27 protein-coding genes are annotated in these 22,072 nt (G+C 53.4%); 11 read left to right on the plus strand and 16 right to left on the minus strand.

Going from position 1 to position 22,072, the window contains the following annotated elements; translation table 11 throughout:
* Positions 1-25 precede the first annotated feature (25 nt).
* Complete coding sequence (gene groES / locus SRBAKS_RS16570) at positions 26-313, minus strand: co-chaperone GroES (RefSeq protein ID WP_229592003.1); 288 nt, start codon at positions 311-313, stop codon at positions 26-28.
* A 172-nt stretch (positions 314-485) separates the two neighbouring features.
* Positions 486-920, minus strand: coding sequence for a bacteriohemerythrin (locus tag SRBAKS_RS16575; protein WP_229592004.1), 435 nt, complete (start codon positions 918-920; stop codon positions 486-488).
* A 137-nt stretch (positions 921-1,057) separates the two neighbouring features.
* Between SRBAKS_RS16575 and SRBAKS_RS16580 the strand changes: the two genes are divergently transcribed.
* From SRBAKS_RS16580 to SRBAKS_RS16605, 6 genes are all read left to right on the plus strand, one after another.
* On the plus strand, positions 1,058-1,399 hold the full coding sequence (locus SRBAKS_RS16580) for a hypothetical protein (RefSeq protein ID WP_229592005.1): 342 nt from the start codon (positions 1,058-1,060) through the stop codon (positions 1,397-1,399).
* 188 nt (positions 1,400-1,587) lie between these two features.
* Positions 1,588-3,429, plus strand: a complete 1,842-nt coding sequence (locus tag SRBAKS_RS16585; protein WP_229592006.1) for a bifunctional lysophospholipid acyltransferase family protein/GNAT family N-acetyltransferase — start codon at positions 1,588-1,590, stop codon at positions 3,427-3,429.
* Positions 3,430-3,518: 89 nt separating this feature from the next.
* Positions 3,519-4,229, plus strand: coding sequence for a DsbA family protein (locus tag SRBAKS_RS16590; protein WP_229592007.1), 711 nt, complete (start codon positions 3,519-3,521; stop codon positions 4,227-4,229).
* A 516-nt stretch (positions 4,230-4,745) separates the two neighbouring features.
* Positions 4,746-4,985 (plus strand): hypothetical protein, encoded by a 240-nt coding sequence (locus tag SRBAKS_RS16595; protein ID WP_229592008.1) that lies wholly within the window; start codon positions 4,746-4,748, stop codon positions 4,983-4,985.
* Positions 4,982-7,411 carry an AAA family ATPase gene (locus tag SRBAKS_RS16600; RefSeq protein WP_229592009.1) on the plus strand — a complete coding sequence of 810 codons (2,430 nt, stop codon included), beginning with the start codon at positions 4,982-4,984 and terminating at the stop codon, positions 7,409-7,411. Before SRBAKS_RS16595 ends, SRBAKS_RS16600 begins: the two co-directional genes overlap by 4 nt.
* A 15-nt stretch (positions 7,412-7,426) precedes the next feature.
* A complete protein-coding gene (locus tag SRBAKS_RS16605) occupies positions 7,427-7,798 on the plus strand; it encodes a BrnT family toxin (RefSeq protein ID WP_229592010.1) in 372 nt (123 codons plus the stop codon).
* A 400-nt stretch (positions 7,799-8,198) separates the two neighbouring features.
* Here SRBAKS_RS16605 and SRBAKS_RS16610 read toward each other — a convergent pair whose 3' ends face one another.
* From SRBAKS_RS16610 to SRBAKS_RS16630, 5 genes are all read right to left on the minus strand, one after another.
* Complete coding sequence (locus SRBAKS_RS16610) at positions 8,199-8,480, minus strand: peptidylprolyl isomerase (RefSeq protein ID WP_229592011.1); 282 nt, start codon at positions 8,478-8,480, stop codon at positions 8,199-8,201.
* 107 nt (positions 8,481-8,587) lie between these two features.
* Positions 8,588-9,172 (minus strand): LOG family protein, encoded by a 585-nt coding sequence (locus SRBAKS_RS16615; RefSeq protein WP_229592012.1) that lies wholly within the window; start codon positions 9,170-9,172, stop codon positions 8,588-8,590.
* Complete coding sequence (locus tag SRBAKS_RS16620) at positions 9,169-10,209, minus strand: threonine aldolase family protein (RefSeq protein WP_229592013.1); 1,041 nt, start codon at positions 10,207-10,209, stop codon at positions 9,169-9,171. The genes SRBAKS_RS16615 and SRBAKS_RS16620 overlap by 4 nt, the downstream gene beginning before the upstream one ends.
* Positions 10,210-10,214: 5 nt before the next feature.
* Positions 10,215-10,793, minus strand: coding sequence for a GDSL-type esterase/lipase family protein (locus tag SRBAKS_RS16625; RefSeq protein ID WP_229592014.1), 579 nt, complete (start codon positions 10,791-10,793; stop codon positions 10,215-10,217).
* Positions 10,794-10,806: 13 nt separating this feature from the next.
* Positions 10,807-11,256, minus strand: a complete 450-nt coding sequence (locus SRBAKS_RS16630; protein WP_229592015.1) for a pyridoxamine 5'-phosphate oxidase family protein — start codon at positions 11,254-11,256, stop codon at positions 10,807-10,809.
* A 50-nt stretch (positions 11,257-11,306) separates the two neighbouring features.
* Between SRBAKS_RS16630 and SRBAKS_RS16635 the strand changes: the two genes are divergently transcribed.
* From SRBAKS_RS16635 to nhaA, 3 genes are read left to right on the plus strand one after another with little or no spacing between them, the layout of a single operon-like run.
* Complete coding sequence (locus SRBAKS_RS16635) at positions 11,307-12,029, plus strand: TIGR04283 family arsenosugar biosynthesis glycosyltransferase (RefSeq protein ID WP_229592016.1); 723 nt, start codon at positions 11,307-11,309, stop codon at positions 12,027-12,029.
* Positions 12,026-12,691: a TIGR04282 family arsenosugar biosynthesis glycosyltransferase gene (locus tag SRBAKS_RS16640; RefSeq protein ID WP_229592017.1), complete on the plus strand. Its 666-nt coding sequence runs from the start codon at positions 12,026-12,028 to the stop codon at positions 12,689-12,691. Before SRBAKS_RS16635 ends, SRBAKS_RS16640 begins: the two co-directional genes overlap by 4 nt.
* A 60-nt stretch (positions 12,692-12,751) precedes the next feature.
* Positions 12,752-14,113, plus strand: a complete 1,362-nt coding sequence (gene nhaA / locus SRBAKS_RS16645) for a Na+/H+ antiporter NhaA (protein WP_229592018.1) — start codon at positions 12,752-12,754, stop codon at positions 14,111-14,113.
* Here nhaA and SRBAKS_RS16650 read toward each other — a convergent pair.
* The 8 genes from SRBAKS_RS16650 to rpmH form a co-directional block, all read right to left on the minus strand.
* Positions 14,110-14,568 carry a GNAT family N-acetyltransferase gene (locus SRBAKS_RS16650; RefSeq protein WP_229592019.1) on the minus strand — a complete coding sequence of 153 codons (459 nt, stop codon included), beginning with the start codon at positions 14,566-14,568 and terminating at the stop codon, positions 14,110-14,112. The genes nhaA and SRBAKS_RS16650 overlap by 4 nt on opposite strands.
* Positions 14,568-14,834: a hypothetical protein gene (locus SRBAKS_RS16655; protein WP_229592020.1), complete on the minus strand. Its 267-nt coding sequence runs from the start codon at positions 14,832-14,834 to the stop codon at positions 14,568-14,570. The genes SRBAKS_RS16650 and SRBAKS_RS16655 overlap by 1 nt, the downstream gene beginning before the upstream one ends.
* Before the next feature lie 2 nt (positions 14,835-14,836).
* Positions 14,837-16,228, minus strand: coding sequence for a tRNA uridine-5-carboxymethylaminomethyl(34) synthesis GTPase MnmE (mnmE, locus tag SRBAKS_RS16660; RefSeq protein WP_229592021.1), 1,392 nt, complete (start codon positions 16,226-16,228; stop codon positions 14,837-14,839).
* 89 nt (positions 16,229-16,317) lie between these two features.
* Positions 16,318-17,364, minus strand: coding sequence for a Jag family protein (locus tag SRBAKS_RS16665; RefSeq protein WP_229592022.1), 1,047 nt, complete (start codon positions 17,362-17,364; stop codon positions 16,318-16,320).
* Positions 17,365-17,415: 51 nt separating this feature from the next.
* Complete coding sequence (yidC, locus tag SRBAKS_RS16670; protein ID WP_229592023.1) at positions 17,416-19,074, minus strand: membrane protein insertase YidC; 1,659 nt, start codon at positions 19,072-19,074, stop codon at positions 17,416-17,418.
* A complete protein-coding gene (gene yidD, locus SRBAKS_RS16675; protein WP_347339437.1) occupies positions 19,047-19,385 on the minus strand; it encodes a membrane protein insertion efficiency factor YidD in 339 nt (112 codons plus the stop codon). Before yidD ends, yidC begins: the two co-directional genes overlap by 28 nt.
* Complete coding sequence (rnpA, locus tag SRBAKS_RS16680; RefSeq protein WP_347339470.1) at positions 19,333-19,704, minus strand: ribonuclease P protein component; 372 nt, start codon at positions 19,702-19,704, stop codon at positions 19,333-19,335. The genes yidD and rnpA overlap by 53 nt, the downstream gene beginning before the upstream one ends.
* On the minus strand, positions 19,692-19,826 hold the full coding sequence (gene rpmH / locus SRBAKS_RS16685) for a 50S ribosomal protein L34 (protein ID WP_097012604.1): 135 nt from the start codon (positions 19,824-19,826) through the stop codon (positions 19,692-19,694). Before rpmH ends, rnpA begins: the two co-directional genes overlap by 13 nt.
* 231 nt (positions 19,827-20,057) lie before the next feature.
* Between rpmH and SRBAKS_RS16690 the strand changes: the two genes are divergently transcribed.
* Both SRBAKS_RS16690 and SRBAKS_RS16695 read left to right on the plus strand, forming a co-directional pair.
* Positions 20,058-20,711 carry a lactate utilization protein gene (locus tag SRBAKS_RS16690; RefSeq protein ID WP_229592024.1) on the plus strand — a complete coding sequence of 218 codons (654 nt, stop codon included), beginning with the start codon at positions 20,058-20,060 and terminating at the stop codon, positions 20,709-20,711.
* 75 nt (positions 20,712-20,786) lie between these two features.
* A complete protein-coding gene (locus SRBAKS_RS16695) occupies positions 20,787-21,533 on the plus strand; it encodes a UPF0280 family protein (RefSeq protein ID WP_229592025.1) in 747 nt (248 codons plus the stop codon).
* On the opposite strand, the gene SRBAKS_RS16700 is transcribed toward SRBAKS_RS16695, so the two are convergent.
* A complete protein-coding gene (locus SRBAKS_RS16700) occupies positions 21,530-22,069 on the minus strand; it encodes a GNAT family N-acetyltransferase (RefSeq protein ID WP_229592026.1) in 540 nt (179 codons plus the stop codon). The two genes, SRBAKS_RS16695 and SRBAKS_RS16700, sit on opposite strands and share 4 nt — an antisense overlap.
* Between the last annotated feature and the right edge of the window lie 3 nt (positions 22,070-22,072).

Raw genomic sequence — 22,072 nt, forward strand, 5'->3', positions numbered from 1 at the left:
TAGGTGTAGTGAGTAGGAAACAGGACTAGCTGACAATGGCGAGGATGTCTTCCTCACGCATGACCAGGTGTTCCTCGCCTTCGATGGCAATTTCGGTGCCGGCATATTTGGCGAACAGTACAGTATCGCCTTCCTTGACGGTCATGTCGACACGCTTTCCGGCGTCGTCGAGTTTGCCGGGACCGGCAGCAACGATCACGCCCTTAGAGGGCTTTTCCTTGGCAGAATCCGGGATGTAGATGCCACCCGCAGTTTTTTCTTCCATTTCAATACGCTTGACCAATACACGGTCGTTCAGCGGTTTCAGTTTCATCCTCTATACCTCCAAAGGAATAATTTAATTTGTTAAGCCCAACAGGTCTCCCTGATGGACTGTGTTGGAAGATAAACATGGGAGTCTCTGTGTCAAGCAACAAGAGCAAAAAAATATCCGGTCCACGGAAAACGGGTGAACCGGATTTGGGGATAACGGATTGTCTGTGGCGTTAGTCTTCGGTTTTTGAATAGAATGTGCCGAATGGTTTATCCATTGTCAGGATGTGTTCGCCATACCATTCAGTGATGAAATTTCGAATTTTGATGGGCGGCATGGAAGAGCCGTTCATGATCTCGGCTTCCATACGGATAACATCCGTGATGAATTTATTGTGGGCAGCTTTTTGTGCTTTCAGTCCCGGATACTTTACTTCCTGCATGTAGCCTTCTTCAGTCCCGAAGTGGTGCAGGGCATAATCGCGCAGCTCACCGAGGATATCCAGAATGTCGTCCGCTTCATCTTCGTCCATGGGACGATAGAGGTCCGGGGCAACGGCATCAATTTTTGTCAGCATCTCGAAAAAGGACTGATGCTGTTCGTCCAGTTCTTCGATACCAATCACATATTCTTTGGTATATTCGGCCAAATTCAATTTTGAAGACATGCGTCTCTCCTGATAACGCGTTGAATGATGGGGGCTTGTATACCGGGATTTGGGCTATATGTCACGCCTGGATTGGAGAAATTGCAAAACAGGACCAGGATTTGCAACATTTCCGGTAAAGGGAAAAGGAGTCCACCATGTCAAGCATGCATCAACCGGCTTCCACGGCAGAGGTCCTTAGTCAATACGGTATTGATCCTATCCTGCACGCCATAGATTTTGAGGATGTGGCCCTCACTCGCGAGGGTGCACGTCTCGTTCATCTGGGTGCAAAAGCTGTCATGCGGCAATACATGCCTGCTGCGGATTGCGACAGTCTGACGGCATCCCAGGCGGTGGCCCTGTTTGTGGACAAGTTGTTCTGGGAGGAGCACTCCGGCGGTTTGATCATGTGCACGGACATGGCCGACAAAAGCGTATGCCTTCCGATTCCACGCAGGCATTGGGGACTGAAGGATACAGGTGTTCTTTCCCAGTAGGCACAAGCCCTCAACCAATGAATCGAACAAGCCCCTGTGCATGTCGCATGCGCAGGGGTTTTGTCTGCAATGGCCTGTCACGAAATCGCCGGGTAAGTGTCACGCTTTGGCGCAGAGTTGTCATCCGAGCGGCGCGCATTTGTTCGGTTTTCGTCATAACGTCCTCCAAACACACCTGGAGGCATACAATGGACGACCGGACCCACGGCCCGCTCTTCAATCTCGATTCTCCCTTTGTCGATCCTGTTCGGCACACCCTGTTTTCCATGGTCAAGAAGCCGCTGTCCAAGCTGCTGCGGCTGGACACGCTCAACACCATGTATTCCGCCCTTCATGCAACTGGAAGTGACGCGCCTTTTCTGGACAAGGCGATGGAGTTGCTTGACGTTAATTTTTCGGTAGAGGGCCAGCCGGTCTGTCGTATTCCCAAAACCGGTCCGCTGGTGGCTGTCTGCAACCATCCCTTTGGCGTGCTGGAAGGGCTGTTGCTGGTCAAGGCCCTGCGCGAGGTGCGGTCGGATATCAAGATCATGGCCAACTTCATGCTCGGAAAAATTCCCGAGATGGACGAACTGCTCATCGAGGTGGACCCGTTCGGTAAAGAGGAGTCCGCCAAAAAGAATATCGCGGGTCTCAAAAAATCCATGCGCTGGATCAAGGATGGGGGCATGCTCATCGTTTTTCCGGCGGGCGAGGTCTCCAGTCTGAAGGTCAAAAAGGCCATGGTCAGCGACCCGATCTGGAGCCCCATGATAGGCCGTATTATCCGCAAGACCGGCGCCTCCGTGCTTCCGGTCTTTTTTGATGGCCGCAACTCCGGCCTGTTCCAGACGCTGGGGTTGATCCATCCCAGGCTGCGAACCGTGCTACTGCCGCATGAAAACCTGAAGCACGCGGCAAAAGGGGCTATCCGCATGCGTTTCGGGACAACCATTCCGGGCAGCAGGATCAGCGAGTTCGCAGACGAGCACGAATTGATGAGCTATCTGCGCTTTCGAACCTATCTGCTCCGTCAGGACAGGAAATCCCGGTTCGGATTCAAGCCCAAGGAAGAGCGCCGTAAAATGGCGCCCATTGCCACCTCACGCGGCAAGCATATTCTGGCTTCCGAGGTGGCCAGTCTGTCTGACGAGCATATCCTCATTCAGAATGAAACCTTCACTGTCTTTCACGCCGGGGCCTTCGAGATTCCCCGTATCCTGCGCGAGATAGGTATTCGCCGAGAGGAAACATTCCGTCAGGTTGGCGAGGGAACCGGTCTGCCCATGGATATCGATATCTTTGACGACACCTACCGGCATCTCGTGCTCTGGAATCACAAGGAGCGAGAGGTGGCAGGGGCGTATCGATTCGGTTTGACGGATGAACTTCTGCAGGAACACGGCGCAGCCGGGCTGTATACGTCCACCCTGTTCAACTATCGTGAGAGCTTCCTGCGTGACCTCGGTCCGGCCCTGGAGATGGGGCGGTCGTTTATTATTCCGAAATACCAGAAGAGTTATCAACCGCTCCTGCTGCTGTGGAAGGGCGTGGCCGCGTTTGTGGTGCAGAATCCGAAGTACTCCAAGCTCTTTGGCTGTGTGTCCATTTCCAGTGACTACTCCGGGCTTTCCCAGGAGTTGATCATCGGGTTCATGGAGCGACACTGTTCCCTGCCGGAGCTGGCAGGCATGGCCCATCCCAAGCGACCGCCCAAGGTCAAGAAGCTCAAGAAGGTGGATTTCACCCTGCCGGAAAGTGTGTTCAACGACCCGGATGACGTTATTGAGATGGTCCGCAATGTTGAAAAGGATGGCCGCGGCATACCCGTGTTGCTCAAGCAGTATCTCAAGCTGGGTGGCAAGATCATCGGGTTCAATGTGGACCCGGACTTCGGCAACTGCCTGGACGGGTTGATTCTCGTTGATCTCATGCAGTCCGATCCCAAAGTCCTGTCCCGGTTCATGGGGAAAAATGGTGTGGAGCAGTTTCTGCAAGCCAATGAAAAGGTGGATATGCCGGTTCTGGACAGCGGGTACGTGGCGGCCTGATCTCTCGGAGATCACGGCGGCAAAGGCGTTTTCAGCGCTTTTCCCTGTGAACACTTGGCATCACGAGAAGATGAGCATATAAGGCGTGCATGCGAAAAACATTGCTCACCCTTATGGTCCTGATGATAGTGGCTGTGTTCGCCGGATGTACTGATTCCGCCGAAACGACATCACCCAGCAAGAAGAAAAGCGAATCGCCAGCCCAGTCGGCTCCGGTGTCTGCAAAAGACGGCGAAGACCTTGGAGGGTGTGATCCCAGATATCAGGCCTTATATGATCAGGCCCAGATCGAAGTGCCCGGTCAGGGCGAAGGCGAGGTCCTGATCATCAGTGACCCCCTGTGTTGGCATTGCCGCTTGGCAAACAAGCTCATGGGTGAATATTCCGACCTGTTCGGCTCGTACCGTCTCTCATTCTTTCCGCGCAGAAGTTTTATCGGTTCAGATATGGCCGCCTGGATTCTGGAAGACGCCGTGGGCACCGACCGCCTGAAGAAGTTGCTTGATTTTGCCTATACGGACTTGAAAAAGGCCAAAACGACCGACCTCGAAACAGCCCGCATGCTGATGCTCATTCAGTTTACCAAGGCGTTCCCGGAGCTGGTCGAGGGCACGACCATCGAGAAACTCTACGAGCAGTTGCAGCTCAAGCACGAACTCCATGTCCTCAAAAGCGCACAACTTGCCAAGGATTTGCATCTCCCCGGCACGCCGGTGCTTGTCGTCGGAAAGCGCTTGATAGTCGGCTTCGGCCCGGAGGAGTGGATCAAGGCACTGAAAGAGAAATCAGTCTGCCCATAGAGTTTGAAGAATGAATTGATTGAAAAAGGCCTCGACTAGAGGCCTTTTTTCTTTTCAATCCATTTCTCCACATGCGGCTGGTCATACTTGGCGAACATGTCCAGCAGTTCGCCTGAATTGGCGTGGTAGCCGATTTGATTCCAGGTCAAATACTTGTGAAATAAAACACAATGTGCCTTCTTTGGTTAAAATTAAATAAATCATATATTTATCAAGCTAAGCAAGCGTGTGCTTAGTCCCATTTTGGGTGCTTTGGTATACGGGCTGATATACTTTTGAGTGCAAGGGGGTATCCTGGGGTGCTTGGTGGGTATACCCCAAACCCAGAACCGAAATCGCCTATAGGCAGAACTTAGCCAGCTCAACAATAAATTTAAGACGAGTTAATTTCAAAGAGCAGCTAGCAAAGATAGGCATTGACTTTATTGTGTAAAATCAACTCTAATGCATGCAATTCATAAAACATGTATAGACCAAAATACACCATTGAATTCACAAACATTCGGGAGTTGAAACATGCAAGGAGATGATGTCAAGGCACTCTCCCCCGAGGAGAAGGCCGAAGCAGCTGGTTTAAAGAACTATCTGATGAATGAGCTGGCAAGCAATTTCGATGGCGGGCTAAAGAAAGAGCAAGCAATTTGTGATCAAGTCAGGGAGAAGCTCACAGCTTACCTCAATGAAGAGTATCCCGACCCTCATAAAATTCTCGATATTCTGTGTGACTATGAAGAAAGTCCGGAGGGTGAAGGATGATCTTTTCCAAAATCAAGGCCATCCAATTCCAAGGGTTTCGTGGACTCGGAGCTAACACTTGTACCGTTCAATTTGACGGGAAAAATGTCCTCATCGTCGGCGGCAATGGAAAGGGTAAATCATCCATAGCCGACGGCATTGAGCTTTTTTTCCAAGGAGCTGTTTCTCATTTAGAGGACGCATCCTCTTTACCAAACGTATATGCGACTAACGACCCCAAAATCTCTATTTGGCCACGCTCAGGAGACCCGTCTGTTGTAGACATCCCCAAGGATGGTGAACCGATTTGGACACCACCAGAGCAAGGAGGGTTTGCAGGCTATCCCTCTGCTGAAAGTTTTATTCTCAGGCGAAATCGCTTGCTCGCTTTCATTCAAGCTCGTCCGGGCGATAGATTTAAAGAGTTTATGGCACTGTTGGGCATGGATAATTTAGAACGCCAGAAAGAGGCGTTCAAAGAGGCTCATAATGAAGCCAAACTCGAATTAGATAGAGTTCAGCAGCTATTGCAAGGGCAGTTGGAGCAATGCTCCCCGCCTGATGGCGATGTTCCAAAATCACTCGTACAAGGCATTCAAGCGGCATCTGAATTAGCTGTAAGAATAGACCTGCCCGCAATCAACTCAGTCGATGACATTCCGACGACAATAGAACTTCTCTCCCAAAAAATTGGAGGAGCCGATCAGGTCCTTTTGGATAAAGTCAGTTTAGGACTTGCAAGCCTCAGCCCAACCTTCCCTCCGAACTACGAAGAAGAATTAATTCGATTGGAAGAGGCATACTCGGATGTGGAACAGGCTCTTGAAAACTCGGTAGATGGAGAAAAAGGGGCCATTATCAACGAAGGAATAATCTTTTTTGAGAAGCACCCAAATGAAAACCTCTGCCCGCTATGTGGTAACGGAGTATCTCCGGGTGAACTGCTTGATGATTTACGTCAACGGGAAGAAAGTCTTGCCAACCTCAGGTCAGCGCAAAGTCGAAAAAGGATGATGCTGGCTAGATTCTCCGAAGCAATCGCGAAAGCAAGAGACAATTACCACGAAGTCCTCGAAAGCTGTGCTGAACACTTCAGCTCAGACGGAGAAAAAGAACTATGGGGTGCAACACACGCTTGGCTAAAACACATTGTTCTGGAAGGCGTTGAACAATTCATCGGAGATAACAATGAAGCATTCAACCAGTTTGCAGATGGGTGCCAGCTTAACAGGGGCATCGCCGAAAAACTTCAAGAGGAATTACAGAAGGAAAAGAAGAGCTTAGAGAAGAGATTAGACGGAGATATTGTTGGGCTACATGTGTCTCTGACAATGCTTAATAAGCATGCAAAAGCTATCGAGTCCATTGAAGAGGAAGTTGCTGCAGCGAAAAGATTTGTGAGCTTGGCCGACAGAGTCAAAAAGACATATAATAAGGCCTACTCAAAATCATTATCAGACAGCCTACAGCGGTTTAAGGGTAAGGTTTTAAAAATATATAATTTTCTGCACGAAGGTTGTGGGGAAGCTCCAGAGTGTAAAGACATATCTCTCGCTCCCCAGCAGGGGCGCGCATGGCTCCTTAGACTAGGGGTCGACTTTCTCGGTGTCGTTGACGCCAACCCCGAACTTTTCTTAAGCGAGGGCCACTTGGACTCCCTTGGACTGGCTGTCTATCTTGCCGCTGTCCAAGAATTCAATCCCAAAGGGACACTCCTGGTACTAGATGATGTAGTTTCCAGTATCGACCGAGATCATCAAGACAGGATCGCGGAGTTGCTTGCTCATCAGTTCCAAGACTATCAGTTGTTGGTGACAACCCACGATGAACGATGGGGAAAGATTCTACTCAACAAAGCAGATGCGCTTGGCGCGAAGAAGTCCTGGATAGCAACCAAGTATGGTTCGTGGACTCCAGAGACTGGACCAACGCTTACAACCCTCAAGGGGAATTGGGATCATATTCAGGCAGCATTGACCGAGGAAAGGTATCTCACTCTTGGAAGCCTTTTAAGAATAGTCACTGAATCCTTTATGAAAAGAATGATCGTCCGATTTCAGATATCTCTCCCCTACAAAGTCGACAATCGTTACACCATCAAAGATTTACTTGACTTTTCAAAGCCATCTGAAAGCAACGTCCTTTACAGAGCAGCCAAAAAAGCCAGCACAGAGAACGGCCTGAACAAACCGACTAAACTTAAACAAGTGCTGGCAGGAGCGTTGATGTCCTCACAAAATGGACATCCAGCCTTAAAGAAGGAACGGGCAGAGCAGTTGGTTATGAGAGTTTTCGGAGTCGATAACTTAATCAATGAGTTAAGCCACGACTCTCCAAATCTCTCTGACGTAGGTTTGGGCGCTGTTCGAGATTTCGCTTTGAGCCTCAAAGAAGCTGAGGAGCACTGTGTTGCTTGTGGCTACTGCTCTGGAGAGCCAAGTTTGTAACCCAATGAGGAGATCATGAGTATCGTCGATATACTTGGAATTGAGGACGAGGACTTCCGCATTGTTTTTGGAAAGACACAGATCGACTACGACCCAAACAAGGACGAAATTAACCGTAAAAAGCATGGATACGCTTTAGAAAGCGGAGTCGATTTTTTGAACAGAACCATACAACCTTTCTCGTCATCACCAATGATGACCAGAAAAAAAGTTGTCGCAAATGACGAGTACGGTGATGAAGTTAGGCACAACCATCTTTGCTACGATGACCAGAATAACGTGGTATTCATGGTCACGACTATGCGCCCCGATGAAACCGTTTGGGTGATTTCTGTTCGTCCTGCAAGCAGAGAAGAAAGGGATTTGTTTCAAGCAACTTACGGGTAGTTTTTCACTCTACCTGCCGCAGATCACAGCCCCTTCTTTTTCTCAATCCACTTGTCCACCTGAGGCGGATCATAGGTCGCGAACTGATCAAGCAGCCCGTCGGGTGTGGAGTCGGTCAGCACCATGCCACGGTGCTCCTGCACGAGGAACCCGTTCTACACCATGCGGTCCATGTGCTCGGCGAGACAGGTGTAGTATCCTTTCACGTCAAGCAGTCCGCACGGCTTGGTGTGCCGAGATGGTTCCAGGTCAAATGATTGAGAGGCTATCACTCTTTTGTCTATGCGGGGTAAAGCCAAGAAAAATGGCCCCGAGTTCATCGGAGCCATTTTATCAACATTTATGGAAAACGCCTTGGCTGAAAAGAGCAGGGCATTTTATTACAACGGTGAAGAGATGTTTAGTCTTCGCGGCTCGTGACTTCCAGCAGGTGGTAACCGAACTGTGTTTTTACCGGGCCATGAACTTCGCCAACAGCTTCGTTAAACACCACGGTGTCAAATTCCGGGACCATGGCACCGGGGCCGAACTCACCGAGATCGCCGCCGCGCTGTCCGGAAGGGCAGCTGGAGTGTTGTTTTGCCAATTCACCAAAATCTGCGCCGTCCTGAATTTGTTTTTTCAGGTCCAGACAGGTTTCTTCATCATTAACCAAAAGATGGCGGGCAGATGCTTTTGCCATGTGTGTGCTCCTGTAAGTTTGAATATATGAGTTTACTAACCCATGTGATTATGCCGTTGCGACTTTGTTCGCCGCAAAAAAATGATACTTACGAATTGGAAGCGCTTTTACAACCCCTTCTTCTTCTCAATCCACTTATCCACCTTGGGCGGGTCATACGTCTCGAACTGATCGAGCAGTCCGTTGGGCGTGGCATCGGTAAGCGCCATGGCTCGGTGTTCCTGCATGAGGAATCCGTTCTGCACCATGCGGTCCATGTGCTCGGCCAGGTATGAGTAGTAGCCCTTGACGTCCAGCAGGCCGCATGGCTTGGTGTGATAGCCGAGCTGGCTCCACGTTAGGGTTTCGAAAAATTCCTCCAGCGTGCCTATGCCGCCGGGCAGGGTGATGAAGCCGTCGGAGAGGTCGGCCATCTTCTGCTTGCGTTCGTGCATGGACTTGACCACGTGGAGCTTGGAGAGCCCTGTGTGCGACACTTCCTTTTCCACTAACAACTCCGGAATGACGCCGGTAACTTCTCCGCCGACCTCAAGGCATGTGTTGGCGATAAGACCCATGAGGCCTACGTTGGAGCCGCCATATACCAGACCTATATTGCGGGCTGCCAGTTCTCTGGCGAGTGCTTTGGTCGCTTCCGCATAGGCTTCGTCAAAACCGGGGTTGGAGCCGAGATAGACACAAACTCGTTTCATGAAACAGCCTCCACAGCTTTTTTGATGTCCGCAACAAATTCATCCACCATTTCCTCGGTGGTGGCCCAGGATGTCATCCACCGCACGGTGTGGGTGTGCTCGTCCCAGACATAGAAGTAGTAGTCTTTTTGCAGTATCTCAGTGGCCGCAGGCGGGATATGGGCAAAGATGGCGTTGCAGTCCACCGTATCCAGAATCTCCACGCCGTCGATGGCTCCGGCCTTGTCGGCCAGTCGTTTTGCCATGGCATTGGCCTGACGGGCGTTGATCAGCCAGAGGTCGTCGGCCAGATAGCGTTCCAACTGGGCAGACACGAAGCGCATCTTGGAGACAAGCTGCATGGATTGTTTGCGCAGGTACGGGAAGCCTTCGCCGATTTCCGGGTTCAGGAAGATCACGGCCTCGCCCATGAGACAGCCGTTCTTGGTGCCGCCAAAGGAGACGAGGTCCACGTCCAGAGCGGTGGTCATGTCAAAGAACGAGCAATCCAGGGCGGCACAGGCGTTGGCTATGCGCGCGCCGTCCAGATGGACCAGCAGGTCGCGGTCATGGGCGAACTCCACTATGTCCTCGATTTCCTTCAAGGTGTAGAGCTTGCCGACTTCCGTGGGCTGGGTGATGGACACGACCTTGGGCTGCGAGGCGTGCACGAACCCGACGTGGCCGAGATACGGCGCGATCATGCCGGGCGTGAGCTTGCCGTCCTTGGACGGGATGGGTACCAGCTTGATGCCGCCAAAGGCCTCTGGCGCACCGCACTCGTCGTTGTTGATATGGGCCTGCTCGGCGCAGAGGACCGAGTTGTAGGTGTGGGTCACGGCCCGAATACCGAGGACGTTGGCAGCGGTGCCGGTGGTCACATAGTGGATGCGCGCACGGGAGCCGAAAAATTCCTTGAACACCTCATCGGTGTGGATGGAAATTTCGTCTTCGCCATAGGATTTCAGATGGCCGGTGTTGGCTTTGACCACGGCCTCCATGATTTCAGGATGCGCGCCGGAGTTGTTGTCGCTGGCAAAGGATTTCAAATCGTTCATGGGTATTACTCCAGCCCGAAGAAATCGCGGGCGGGTTCGGATTGCATGATGTGTCGGGCCAGGTCGGCGTATCCCATGGCCGCGGGATGTGTGCCGTCGTTGTCGGCAAGCGCCCTTTGGTAGGTCGGCGAATGGAGCATGGCGTCGAAAACAGGGACAAAGGGAACGGCGAGGTCTGTACACAGCTCGGCAAGGGCGTTGGAAAGCGTGTTGATCATGCCGTTCTTTTCCTCGTTGGTGGTCGGGGACGGGCCTATCATCAGCACATCTCCCATGCCTTGAGCCTTGGTCAAGATGGCCTTGGCCGCAGCCACTGAATTCTCTGTGGTCTGGGCGTGCACCACGTCGGCCACGCCGAAGCTGAAGACGAATTTGAACCCGGTGTCTTCAATCTTTCTCCGTGACGCTTCGGCCTCGAAACGGTCGAGCAGGGCCGTGCTGGTATTCTTGCGTATGCCGAGATTGTAGCTGGTCACATCCACGCCGAGGGTGGAGAGTGTGCCGGAAATGCGGCCTGCCCAGCCCAGTCCGGCGGGATCGCCGTAACCCAGTGTAAGGGAATCGCCGAAATAGCAGATAATCATGGGGTACTCCTGGTTATTCCTTGACGCGAGCCGTGGCGGTCTCGATGTCAATGGCGTAAACATTGGTTACAGGTATGTATTTTTCATCATAGGGGAGTTGCTTGCCCAGGTGCTTGACGGTGAGCAGGTCCAGGCCACGCATTTTTTCATCCCCTTCAGTCAGGCGAGGCGTGCCGTTACCCATGACGGATCGGAACAGATAGCCCTGATCACAGGCATCGTCGCCGCCCTTGCGCATGCGTACATCCACCGCCGTTGAAAAAGCCACACGGGCACCGGAGTTCAGACAGGCGGCCTTGCGGCCACGCATGCCGGAGTGGATGTAGATGACGCCGTCCTCTTCTGCGCAGTTGACTGGTACGCAGTAGGGGCCGTCCTTGTCCGTGAGCGCCAGCCAGAGCACTTCGGCGTCGGACAGAATGGCAGATATGATTTGTTTGTCGTCAGTATATCCCTTACACATGCGTCTTCTCCGGTCTTTATTATTAAGGGCAAACCGTTTATTAATCATCCATGGCCCGGAACACAACCTCTGAAAATCACATTTCCGTGATCATTCCCGTTTACAATGAGATGGCGGGTATCAATGCAACCATTGCCCATGTTCTTGAAACAGCAGGTGACCAGGCTGTGGAAATCATTGTGGCCGATGGTGGGCCGGAGAATGCAACGCTGGCTGTGCTTGAGGATCCGGCAGTCGTCAAGGTCGCTTCTAGGCCGGGACGCGGCACCCAGATGAATGCGGGGGCAGCTCTGGCCTCGGGCAGGATTCTGCTCTTTCTGCATGCGGACACCCGTCTCCCCGACGGCTGGTCCACGGACGTCGGTCAGGTGTTGCAACAGGATGTCAGGGCCGGGGCGTTTTCGCTTTCCATCGACTCCAGCAGAGTTGCGCTGGGGGTGGTGGCACTGTTTGCCAACCTGCGCACGAGGTGGGAGCGTGTTCCCTATGGCGACCAGGCGCATTTTTTCGAAGCCCGTTTTTTTCATGAGCTGGGAGGGTACGCCGATATTCCCATCATGGAGGATGTGGAGCTGTTCAAACGCATACGAAAGCAGGGGGATAATATACTGCTGCTCTCGAAAAAAGTGCAGACTTCGCCGCGTCGCTGGGAGACAGAGGGAGTGTTTCGGCGTACAGTCGCAAACTGGTGGTTGCGGATTCGATATGGATTCGGAGCGTCACCGGCACATTTGGTGGCCGGGTATCGTCCACATGGAGAAAACAGAAAATGAGTGATTGCGTCATATTTTTCGTGAAATACCCTGAACCGGGGATGGTCAAGACACGTTTGGCCGAGGAATGTACCCCGGAACTCGCCGCAGAATTCTACCGCGTGTTCGTGGAAGAGAAGGTGGTCGAGCTTGAGCAGGGAGTGGATGGTGACCTGCTGGTCTTTCATGCGCCGGAACAAGCCGGACAGGCCATGGCCGACTGGCTGGGCGATGGCTATCGGTTTGTCGGTCAAAAAGGTGCCGGTCTCGGGCGGCGGATGGAGAATGCATTCCGCGAAGCTTTTCATATGGGGTATGAGTGCGTTGTGCTGGTGGGCAGCGACATTCCCGGGCTGACCGCGGATATCGTCAACCGGGCATTGGCTGAGCTCACACCCGAAACCGCGGTCCTCGGACCGGCAGGAGACGGCGGCTACTACCTCATCGGATTTCACAAGGAAGGATTTACTCAGCAGGTCTTCAGAACCGAGGACTGGGGTAATGAGGGCGTGTTTGATCGCGCCTTTAATGTCATTGCTGACGCGGGCATGCAGTTTATGGAAATGGAAAGGCTGGATGACATGGATACGCTCGAAGATGTCGAGACCATGATCGCTCTGGGGGGAGGAGGGCCGCTCTCAGGCAGGGCCCTGGAAGTCGCCAGAAAACTCCTTGGAATGTAACAACTTGATTTTACAGATATCAGTGCTATATTCAGTCGAAATATGATGTAAGGAGCCATTGTGAGCCAATCAAGAAATAGACAACTGCCCATGCGATCCCTGAGAAAATCATTTGATGCCTTTTTCAAGATGGAGGCAGCGGGCGGCATCGCGCTCATGATCTGCACTATCGCCGCCTTGGTCTGGGCCAACTCTCCCTGGGCCGCGAGCTATGATGCGCTCTGGCAGACCAAGCTCACGGTTGGCGTGGGGTCCTGGGTGCTGTCAAAGGCGGCCATTCTCTGGATCAATGACGGCCTCATGGCCATTTTCTTTTTTTTGGTGGGCCTTGAAATCAAGCGGGAACTGTTGGTCGGCGGTCTGTCCACGCCGAGTCAGACCATTATGCCGGTGTGCGCGGCGCTGGGTGGTATGATTGTCCCCGCGCTCTTCTTCTTTGGATTCAATATGGGGCATGAGTCCGTGGCCGGATGGGGTATACCCATGGCAACGGATATCGCCTTTGCGCTGGGCATCATGTCCCTGCTGGGAAGCAGGGTGCCTCTCGGGCTCAAGATATTTCTGACCGCAGTCGCCATCGTGGATGATATCGGCGCCATTCTTGTCATCGCCATTTTCTATACTTCTTCGCTCGATCTGACCGCACTGGGAGTCGGGCTTGCCGGGTTGGCACTTATGGCGACTCTCAACCTGCGCTGGGGGGTTCGGCATTCCATTCCCTATCTGATCCTGGGTGTGATCATCTGGTTCGCCTTCCTGAAATCAGGTATCCACGCGACCATTGCCGGTGTGCTAGCTGCCATGACCATTCCCGCGAGCACGCGCATGAACTGTTCCAGTTTCGTGGAAGAGCTTCGTCATGCCGCCGAAGTGTTCGAGCTGGCCATCACGCCGGGCAAAACCGTCCTGACCAACAAGGAACAGCAGGTCGCCCTTCATTCCATGGAGCATGCGTATGAAGCGGCCACCACGCCGTTGCAGAATATCGAGCACGCTCTGCATCCATGGGTCTCATTTTTGGTCATGCCCATATTTGCGTTGGCCAACGCCGGTGTGACCTTTGAGGCCGATGTGTTTCAGGATTTGCTGACGCCCGTTTCACTGGGCATCTTTTTTGGCTTGGTACTGGGCAAGCAGATCGGGATTACCTTTGCCTGTTGGATTATCAACAAGCTCGGTCTGGCCACATACCCGGATCGGACGACATTGATTCACTTCTGGGGTGCGGCCTGTCTGGCGGGCGTGGGGTTCACCATGTCCATTTTCATTGCCAATCTGGCCTTTGATGAAGGGTCGCGTCTGGTGGAGCTGTCCAAGATCGCCATTCTGGTTGCTTCACTCGTCTCGGGCGTACTCGGCTACGTGGTGCTCAGGTATTTTGCTCCGGAGTTACCCCGAAGTACGGAGACGGAGCAGGCTTAGTCTTCCGGGATGGCCAGGTAGGTGGTACGGGGCAGAAATCCATATCTGGCGTAGAACGGATGTGCGGCTTCATTGCCAAAAACAACGGCCACGGATTTTGAGCGGACGTCGTTTTCGTCGAGCCATTTGAGTGCGGCGGTCATGAGCATGTCTCCGACCTGCTGTCTCCGAAAGGCTTCTTCCACAAAAATGGATTCGATTTCCCCATCACCAACGGGATTGATGGAGGCCACGCAGTACCCGACCAGCTCCGTGTCGTTCATGGCCATGAAGATACGCAGGGAGCCGAGGTCCCCCTTGGTGCGGAGATATGCCTTGCGGTATCCGAAGAGATATTCTTTGAAGTGGGCGGAAAAGTGGATGGACACGGCCTTGTGCAGGTCGTTGAGCTGTTCCCAAAGGGGCTGGATCTGGTCAAGGCTTTCCTTGCCCTTGGTGATGAGGGTGATGCCCATCAGAACTCCATGAGTCCCAGGGGATCAAGTTCGCTTTGTTCTACCCGTACAAACGTGACCACATCGAAAAAGAGGTCCTTGCGGATGTCGGTCAGTCGCCATTCACTGCCTGTTCCGAACGAGTTCCACAGCTCGGTCTGGATACCCTGTCGAACCTTGAATTCCACGGTATCAACATCCGGCTCGGCACCGCCCAGATGGGTGGACATGAGCGGGACCAGTCCGCAGGTCACATGTTGTACATCAATGATAGTATCGTCGGTCATGATTATTTTCCTATGCAGAATGAGTCGAAAATAGCGTTGAGCACATCGTTGGAAGCAATCTCGCCTGTGATGCCGGAGAGAATGGTACACGCGGTCTCCAGCCGGACGCTGAGGAGATCATAGGGGATGGACTTGGCTGTATCCTGCTCCAGCGCAAGGAGTTCGCTGGCGGCTTCGGCAAGCACGGTGGCCTGTCGGGCGTTGGGAGCCAGTTCATCCGGGTCGGGTTGCCCCTCTCCGCCGAGAATCCGTTCACGGATGCGGCTGCAAAGAAGATCAATGGCGGTTCCGGCTTTGGCGGAAATTTCTATGGTCTCGAAACCGCTGTCTGTCAACGGTGCGCCGTGTGTGGCATCGAATCCGTCCAGATCGCTCTTGTTGAGGACGGCCAGTGTCTTGTCGGCGGCCAGAATGCCTGCCGTGTTCAAGGTGTCTTCAGTCAGAGGCGACGTGCAATCCGCCAGCAGGAGGACGAGATCGGCCTGATCCATAAGCTCGCGTCCTTTTTCCAGGCCAGCGGCTTCAATGGCGTCGTCGGTTTCACGGATACCGGCAGTGTCGGCAAGCCGAATATTCAGCCCATCCAGATTAATGGACTCCTCAAGGTAGTCGCGGGTCGTGCCGGGTTGGTCCGTGACAATGGCCCGGTTGCGGCCCAGTAGCGCATTCATGAGACTGGATTTGCCTGCATTGACACGTCCGGCCAATACCACCAGTGCTCCTTCGCGCCATGCCCGGGTGCGGTCCACGGCAGACAGCAGCTCTTCAATCTCCTTGCGGACCTGTGCCGAAGTGGAGACAAGGGCTTCGGGTGAAAGACATTCGATTTCGTCGTCAGGAAAATCCACGGCCACGGCAAGCTGTGCCCGGAGGTATTCCAACTGCGCTCTGAGTTCGCTGATCTTGTTGCCGAGCAGTCCGGAGAGCTTGACCTGTGCCAGATGCATGGCCGCTTTGGTGGGGGCGTGGATCATCTCGACCACGGCTTCGGCCTGTGACAAATCCAGGCGTCCGTTCATGAAGGCGCGGTAGGTGAATTCGCCTCGTTCGGCGAGTCGCGCACCATGTGACAATGCTTCCTGCAATATGGCAGTCAATACCGCCCGTCCGCCATGGCAGTTGATCTCTACAACATCTTCGCCAGTATATGAATTGGGGCCTGGCATATACGCACAGAGTACGTCGTCCAATTCATTTCCTGTGCTGTCAAGGATGTGGCCGTAATGGAGGTGGTAGGGTTGCAGTGCAGTGAACGTCGAACTGGCAGCCCTGAAGAGGGCGGCAGCAATGGAAAGGCTGCTCGTGCCGCTGATGCGGATGATGCCGACGCCGCCATCTCCGGGGGGAGTGGCAATGGCGGCAATGGTGTCTTGTGAAAGCCGGGGATCAAGCATGTATGTCTTCTACAGCACGTTTATTTAAATGGCAAAAAGGAAAAGGGCCGGAGGGGATGATCCCTCCGGCCCTTTTTGCGTTCAGTGAATTAGTAGCGAGCGCGGTTGTTGTTCTTGCGGCTCTTGGGGACGATCAACACGCGCTTCATGGGACCATCGCCCTTGGAGCGGGTAAAGACCGTCTCGTGATCCTGCAGTGCCAGATGCACGACTCTGCGGTGGTAGGACGAGAGCGGCTTGGTGGACTGGGTGCGGCCGATATTGTCCGCCTTTTCAGCCAGGTGCCATGCGATCTGCCGGAGCTTGTCGTCCTGACGTTCCCGATAGTCGCCGGTGTCCACCTGAATGCGAATGGAGGCCTCCATTTTGCGGGAAACCAGTCGATTCACAAGATACTGCAGGGAAGAGAGCGTCTGTCCCTCGCGGCCAATGATCAGGCCGGAGTTTTCTTCATCGTCGATAAAGACTTTGACGCGGTCTTCTTCCAGCGTGATATTCACGGTGGTTTCGCCCACAATGGGTTCCAGCAGCTTGGTCATGACCTCTCTGACAGTCCCTTCGAGGATGACGGGATCAAATTCAGACATACTGGAGCGCGGCCGTTCCGGTTCACGCTGTTTTTTCTCGCGAGGTTTGCGCTCGCGGCGTGGCTGAGGCTTGTCTGCCTTGGCTTCCTGACGCGGCTTTCGTTCACGCGGTTTTTTCGGCTGACGGGGAGCCTTGGCGGACTCAATGGTGTTGCCGTTGATGTCGTTGAAGACTTCTTCCGGAATGACGTTGCCGTTGGGTTCTTCAATTTCTTCAATCACGTTCCCGTTGGGCTCATCCTGTTCAACAGTCTTCGCAGGAGCCTTTTTTTCCGCCTTGGGCGCTGCTTTCGGTGCAGGCTTGCGGGCGGTTTCACGCTTGGGTTTACTCGGTTTGCTTTCCTCGTTGAGGATGCCGGTTGCATTGACCTGGGCGCGGGGGCGAGCCTGCACCTTGGCCTTCTTCACACCCATAATACCGAAGATTCCGGAGGAACCACCAGCCAGGATTTCTATTTCAAGACGATCCCGTTTGAGGTTGAAGTAATTGCAAGCTGACTCTATGGCTTCATCCAGGTCCTTGCCCTGGAACTCTTTGAAGTCGCTCATTATTCTCTATCCTTATAACATGCCGGGTGATTAGGCCCCCGGGAGCTTGGTTTACGCGTTTTGAGTCGCGGATTTTTTTCCTGAACGGGCGATCATCATCTGCTGTCCGATGGACAGGAGGTTGTTGAACATCCAGTAGACGACCAGGCCGGACGGGAATTGCAGGAACATGAAGGTGAAGACCACCGGCATGAGCAGCATGATCTTCTGCTGGGTCGGGTCGCCGGCGGTGGGGGTCATTTTCTGCTGCAGGAACATGGTTGCACCCATGATCAGGGGGGTGACGTAATAAGGGTCCTTGGCAGAGAGGTCGACCAACCAGGGCAGATCGGTAAAGGGCACGTGCTGAATAAAGGGAGCGTGCCTGAGTTCAATTGCACCGAGCAGGGCCTTGTACAGACCGAAGAAAACAGGAATCTGGAGAAGCATGGGCAGACAACCACCCATCGGGTTGACTTTGTAGGTCTTGTACAAAGCCATGGTTTCCTGATTCAGTTTCTGCTTGTCGTCCGCGTATTTCTCGCGGAGTTTCGCCACCATGGGCTGCAACTTCTTCATCTTCTCCATGGAACTGTAGCTCTTGTGCGAGAGGGGCCAGAAAATGAGCTTGATGACCAGGGTCAGCAGAATGATGGCTATACCGTAGTTGCCGACATAGTCGTAGAAAAAGTTCAGGCCGATAAGCAGCGGCTTGGCCAGGACATCAAAGAAACCGAAGTTGACCGTGTCCGCCAGATCGTTGGGCATCTTTGCGAGCATGGCCCGATCAGTGGCGCCGATGAAGTAGGAAGCCTTGATGGTCTTTGCCACGTTGGGCATGAACGTCGCGTCCTCGGTCACAGCCATGCGGAAGACGTCGTCCTGCACGCCAGCGGACAGAGAAGCATCTTCTCCGTTGGGGATGACGGCAAACAGGAAATAGTTGGATTCAATGGAGCCCCATTTGAGATCGGCGGAAGCGGACATTCCTTCTTCCTTGAGATCGTCACGGTCGCTCATTTCTTCCCGGGTGTCCTTGGTGAGATACACGATTCTGGTCTGGTTGTACCGATCATCTTCTGCGGACATGGACTTGGCGGCAGCGGTATAGGACACGGAGCCTTCAACGCCGGTTGCAGAGAGGTTGGTGACGGTTGACGCTTCTTCAATCAGGTAGGAATCCGCATGAAAGGTGAGCGTGCGCTCGATACGGAACCCTGCGGACTGGCCGGTAAAGGTCAGGGTCTTGGTACCGTCGGTTTCGGATACGCTGATATCGGAACCGGTGAAGGACCATTCGCCGTGTCTCCAGGTGTGAATTTCCTTGGAGTTCTTGGTCAGGATCAGACCAAGAGGGCCTTTGGCAAAAGCTTTTTCGCCGACGAGGTCGACATTGGGAGAGTCTTTCTCCGTGGTTTCACGATAGTTCTTGAGGGTGAACTTTTTAAGAACGCCGCCCTGAGAGTTGAATGTGGCGGTGTACAGCGGAGTCTCCACTGTGACAGGAGTCCCTGCGGTCGGAATGAAGTCGGCTACGGGTGTGGCCGCGGATTCGGTTGCGGCATCGTTCTGCTTGGTGAGTGCAGCGGTTTTCTGTTCGGCTACAGCGGCCTTACGGGCCATTTCCGCCTGTTCTTCTGCCGTGGGGGCCGTGAGGTATTGCCATCCGAAGATGACGATAGCACTCAAGACCAAGGCAATAACTAGACGGATTTGCTCCTTCTTGTCCATGGAATGAATCTCGCTTTGGTTTTGAAATCGGGCCATACGGCCGGGACGGGGTCAAAGCCCCCGTTGCATAGAGGTTGGCAACGAAGGAGACGCCAAAGCGCAAGAAGGGTCCCTTTGAATGCACCATGAGTCATGAGGGCTTCCCTGGCGTACTGAGAGCACGACGGATAGAACCTGCATGCATGGGGGAGCATGGGGGAGATGAGATTCTGGTAAATCCAAATGAGCGCGAGCAATATCGGGCGCATCATTTCCTCTCTATGAGGCCGCCGCTTCTTCCCGTATACGGGTGAGAAGCGGTGTAAACTCATCTATGGTGAGGGCGAGTGTCAGCTGCTTGGCCTGTAGGTTCCGTTTCGGAACAACGACAATATCCAGAGGCAATTCAAAATCAAATTGATGCAGCCTGAAATACTCGCGCACAACCCTCTTTATACGGTTTCGCGCTACTGCATTGCCCATCTTCTTGCTGACGGTAAGCCCGAGGCGTAATCCTCCATCGGGCTCAGACCGTTTCATTATGAACAGGATGAAACTTTTCGTAAAATGCTTCTTACCCCGTTCATAACACAGCGTGAATTCAGGGCTTTTGAGCAGCCTGCGCTCCTTGTTCCAAGCTAGACGGCTAATCTCTTACGCCCTTTGGCGCGACGGCGGCGGAGCACCGCGCGACCGTTTTTGGTGCGGGAGCGCACCAGGAAACCGTGGGTTCTTTTGCGACGGCATTTGCTGGGCTGGTAAGTACGTTTCATATCTATTATCTCCGTAAGAGTGAAAAATTGCTAAAAGACGTGTCGAACGGAAGCATATAACCGCTGGCAAGGTAGGCGTCAAGATTAATTTTTAACCGCATCTCCGACCTCTGACTTCCTGTCGACAGCGAATTCTGCTACACATTTTCCGAGCGGAAGGCGAGTAAAAAATGGACGTTTTGGAAAAACGACATATAAGATCAATATCATTATAATAGGACAGGAGTTCGCATGAATAAGCCCATTGATACTTTCTGGAATCTTAATCTGCGGGAACTGAGAGACACCCTGAGAAAAAACAATTTCGATGTGTATCTGGCCGACAACTGTGAAGAGGCCAGGAAAATCGTGGTGGACGAGATCTTGCCGGAGATCAAACCCAAAACCGTTTCGTGGGGCGGGTCTCAGACACTGGCGGGGACGGGGCTGTATGAGCTTCTGCGGGATTCGGACGAGTACGAGGCGTTGGACACCTGGGACAAGAACCTGAGCAATGAAGAGAAGAACGAGCTTCGGCGTCAGGCGCTGCTTGTGGATTGTTTCTTTACCGGCACCAACGCCATCACCGAGCAAGGGCATCTGGTCAATCTCGACATGATCGGCAATCGTACGGGGGCAATTACCTTTGGTCCCCGGAACGTCGTCATTCTGGTCAGTCGCAATAAAGTGGTTCCCGACCTTCAACGCGCCATGGACCGCGTCAAGGAGTATGTGGCTCCGGTGAATACCCTGCGTCTTGATATGAAGACCCCCTGTGTCAAGACCGGGTACTGTATGGATTGCTCTTCTCCGCAGCGAATCTGCAACGTCTGGTCGATCACGGAAAAGTCTTTTCCAAAGGGACGTATCAAGATTGTGCTTATCAATGAAGACGCCGGTTATTAAGGGTGTGTAAAACGTGTTCGTAAGTATGTTCCTACATGGTTCCAAATTAGGAACATTCGCCGGGAGGCCTTGGTAATGGCGGGACGACACCTTTCCACAGATCGGGCCTATCGTGACCTTGTACGACCCGCAACAGGGGAAGTGCGTTTTCAGGTGGCCATGGAGCAGACTGATCTCCTTGTCGTGGCTGAAAGGGATTTACAGGTCGAGATAGCCTCGTTCGTTTCATTGATACGGGGTGATATCAAAAACTGGATCATGTTTCACCCGGAGTTCGCGGAGAGCCTTGTTCCTGTCGATATCCCTTCCTCTGCGCCGGAAGTGATTCGTGCCATGGGGGCTGCGGCTGCAATCTGTGGCGTGGGGCCCATGGCCGCCGTTGCCGGGGCCGTGGCTCAAGCCGTGGGCGACCGGTTCGTGAGTGAAAGCCCGAATCTGTTGGTGGAAAATGGTGGTGATACCTACCTGCATTCCACTAAAGAAAGAGTGGTGGCGCTGCTGAGTGAGCCGGATTCCGGCGCGTCGGTCGGGTTGCGTCTTGATGCAGAGATATTTCCGACCTCAGTGTGTGCTTCCAGCGGCACCATCGGTCACTCGTTGAGCCTTGGGTCCGGTGATCTGGTTGCCGTGCGCGCCACCGATGCCCGACTGGCGGACGCAGCAGCGACAGCTCTATGCAACATGCTGCAAAGCGAAAGAGATATGGATCGTGTGCTCAAGCGCGCCAAGGAGCTGGCTTCTCAGGGGGTTGCCGGGGTCTTTGCCCAATATGATCAGAAAGTGGCTGTCTGGGGTGATTTGGAGCTGGTCGCGCTGGATTAGGGCAGTGACCTGGCCAAGTACCAGAGATCAGTTGTTTTTCCCCATTTATGGACGGCGTCCTTGCTCACGCCTTCGAGGTCGAAGCCGCATTTCTCCAGCACCCTGCGAGACGCGGGATTCCAGCCAAAGACAGTGGCCGTGAGCTTCTTCACATCCGTCTCGTGCGTCATGTACTCCACCAGTGCCTGCACGACCTCGGTGGCGAGCCCCTTGCCCCAGTACTCCACGCCAAGCCAGTAGCCGACAATGGCCGTATGCGTCTGGACATCCTTGCCGCGAATACACCCGCACCCGCCGATGAGCGCCTCATCCAGTGTGATGGCGAATTGCCATGTGTCTTTCCCCAGACCGTGTGTCTGGAATGTCAGAAACGTATTGGCCGATGTTTCGTCATACGGATAGGGGAATTTGTTGCTGGTATTCCAGGAGATTTTTTTGGTGTTCGCAATGGACGGGAGTATGCGTGCGTCACTTGTACGCCATGGGCGCAGTATGCATCGTTTCGTGTGGATGGAGACGTCGGAGAAATCAATCATGGG

The organism is Pseudodesulfovibrio sediminis, from assembly GCF_020886695.1.
Classification (GTDB): domain Bacteria; phylum Desulfobacterota; class Desulfovibrionia; order Desulfovibrionales; family Desulfovibrionaceae; genus Pseudodesulfovibrio; species Pseudodesulfovibrio sediminis.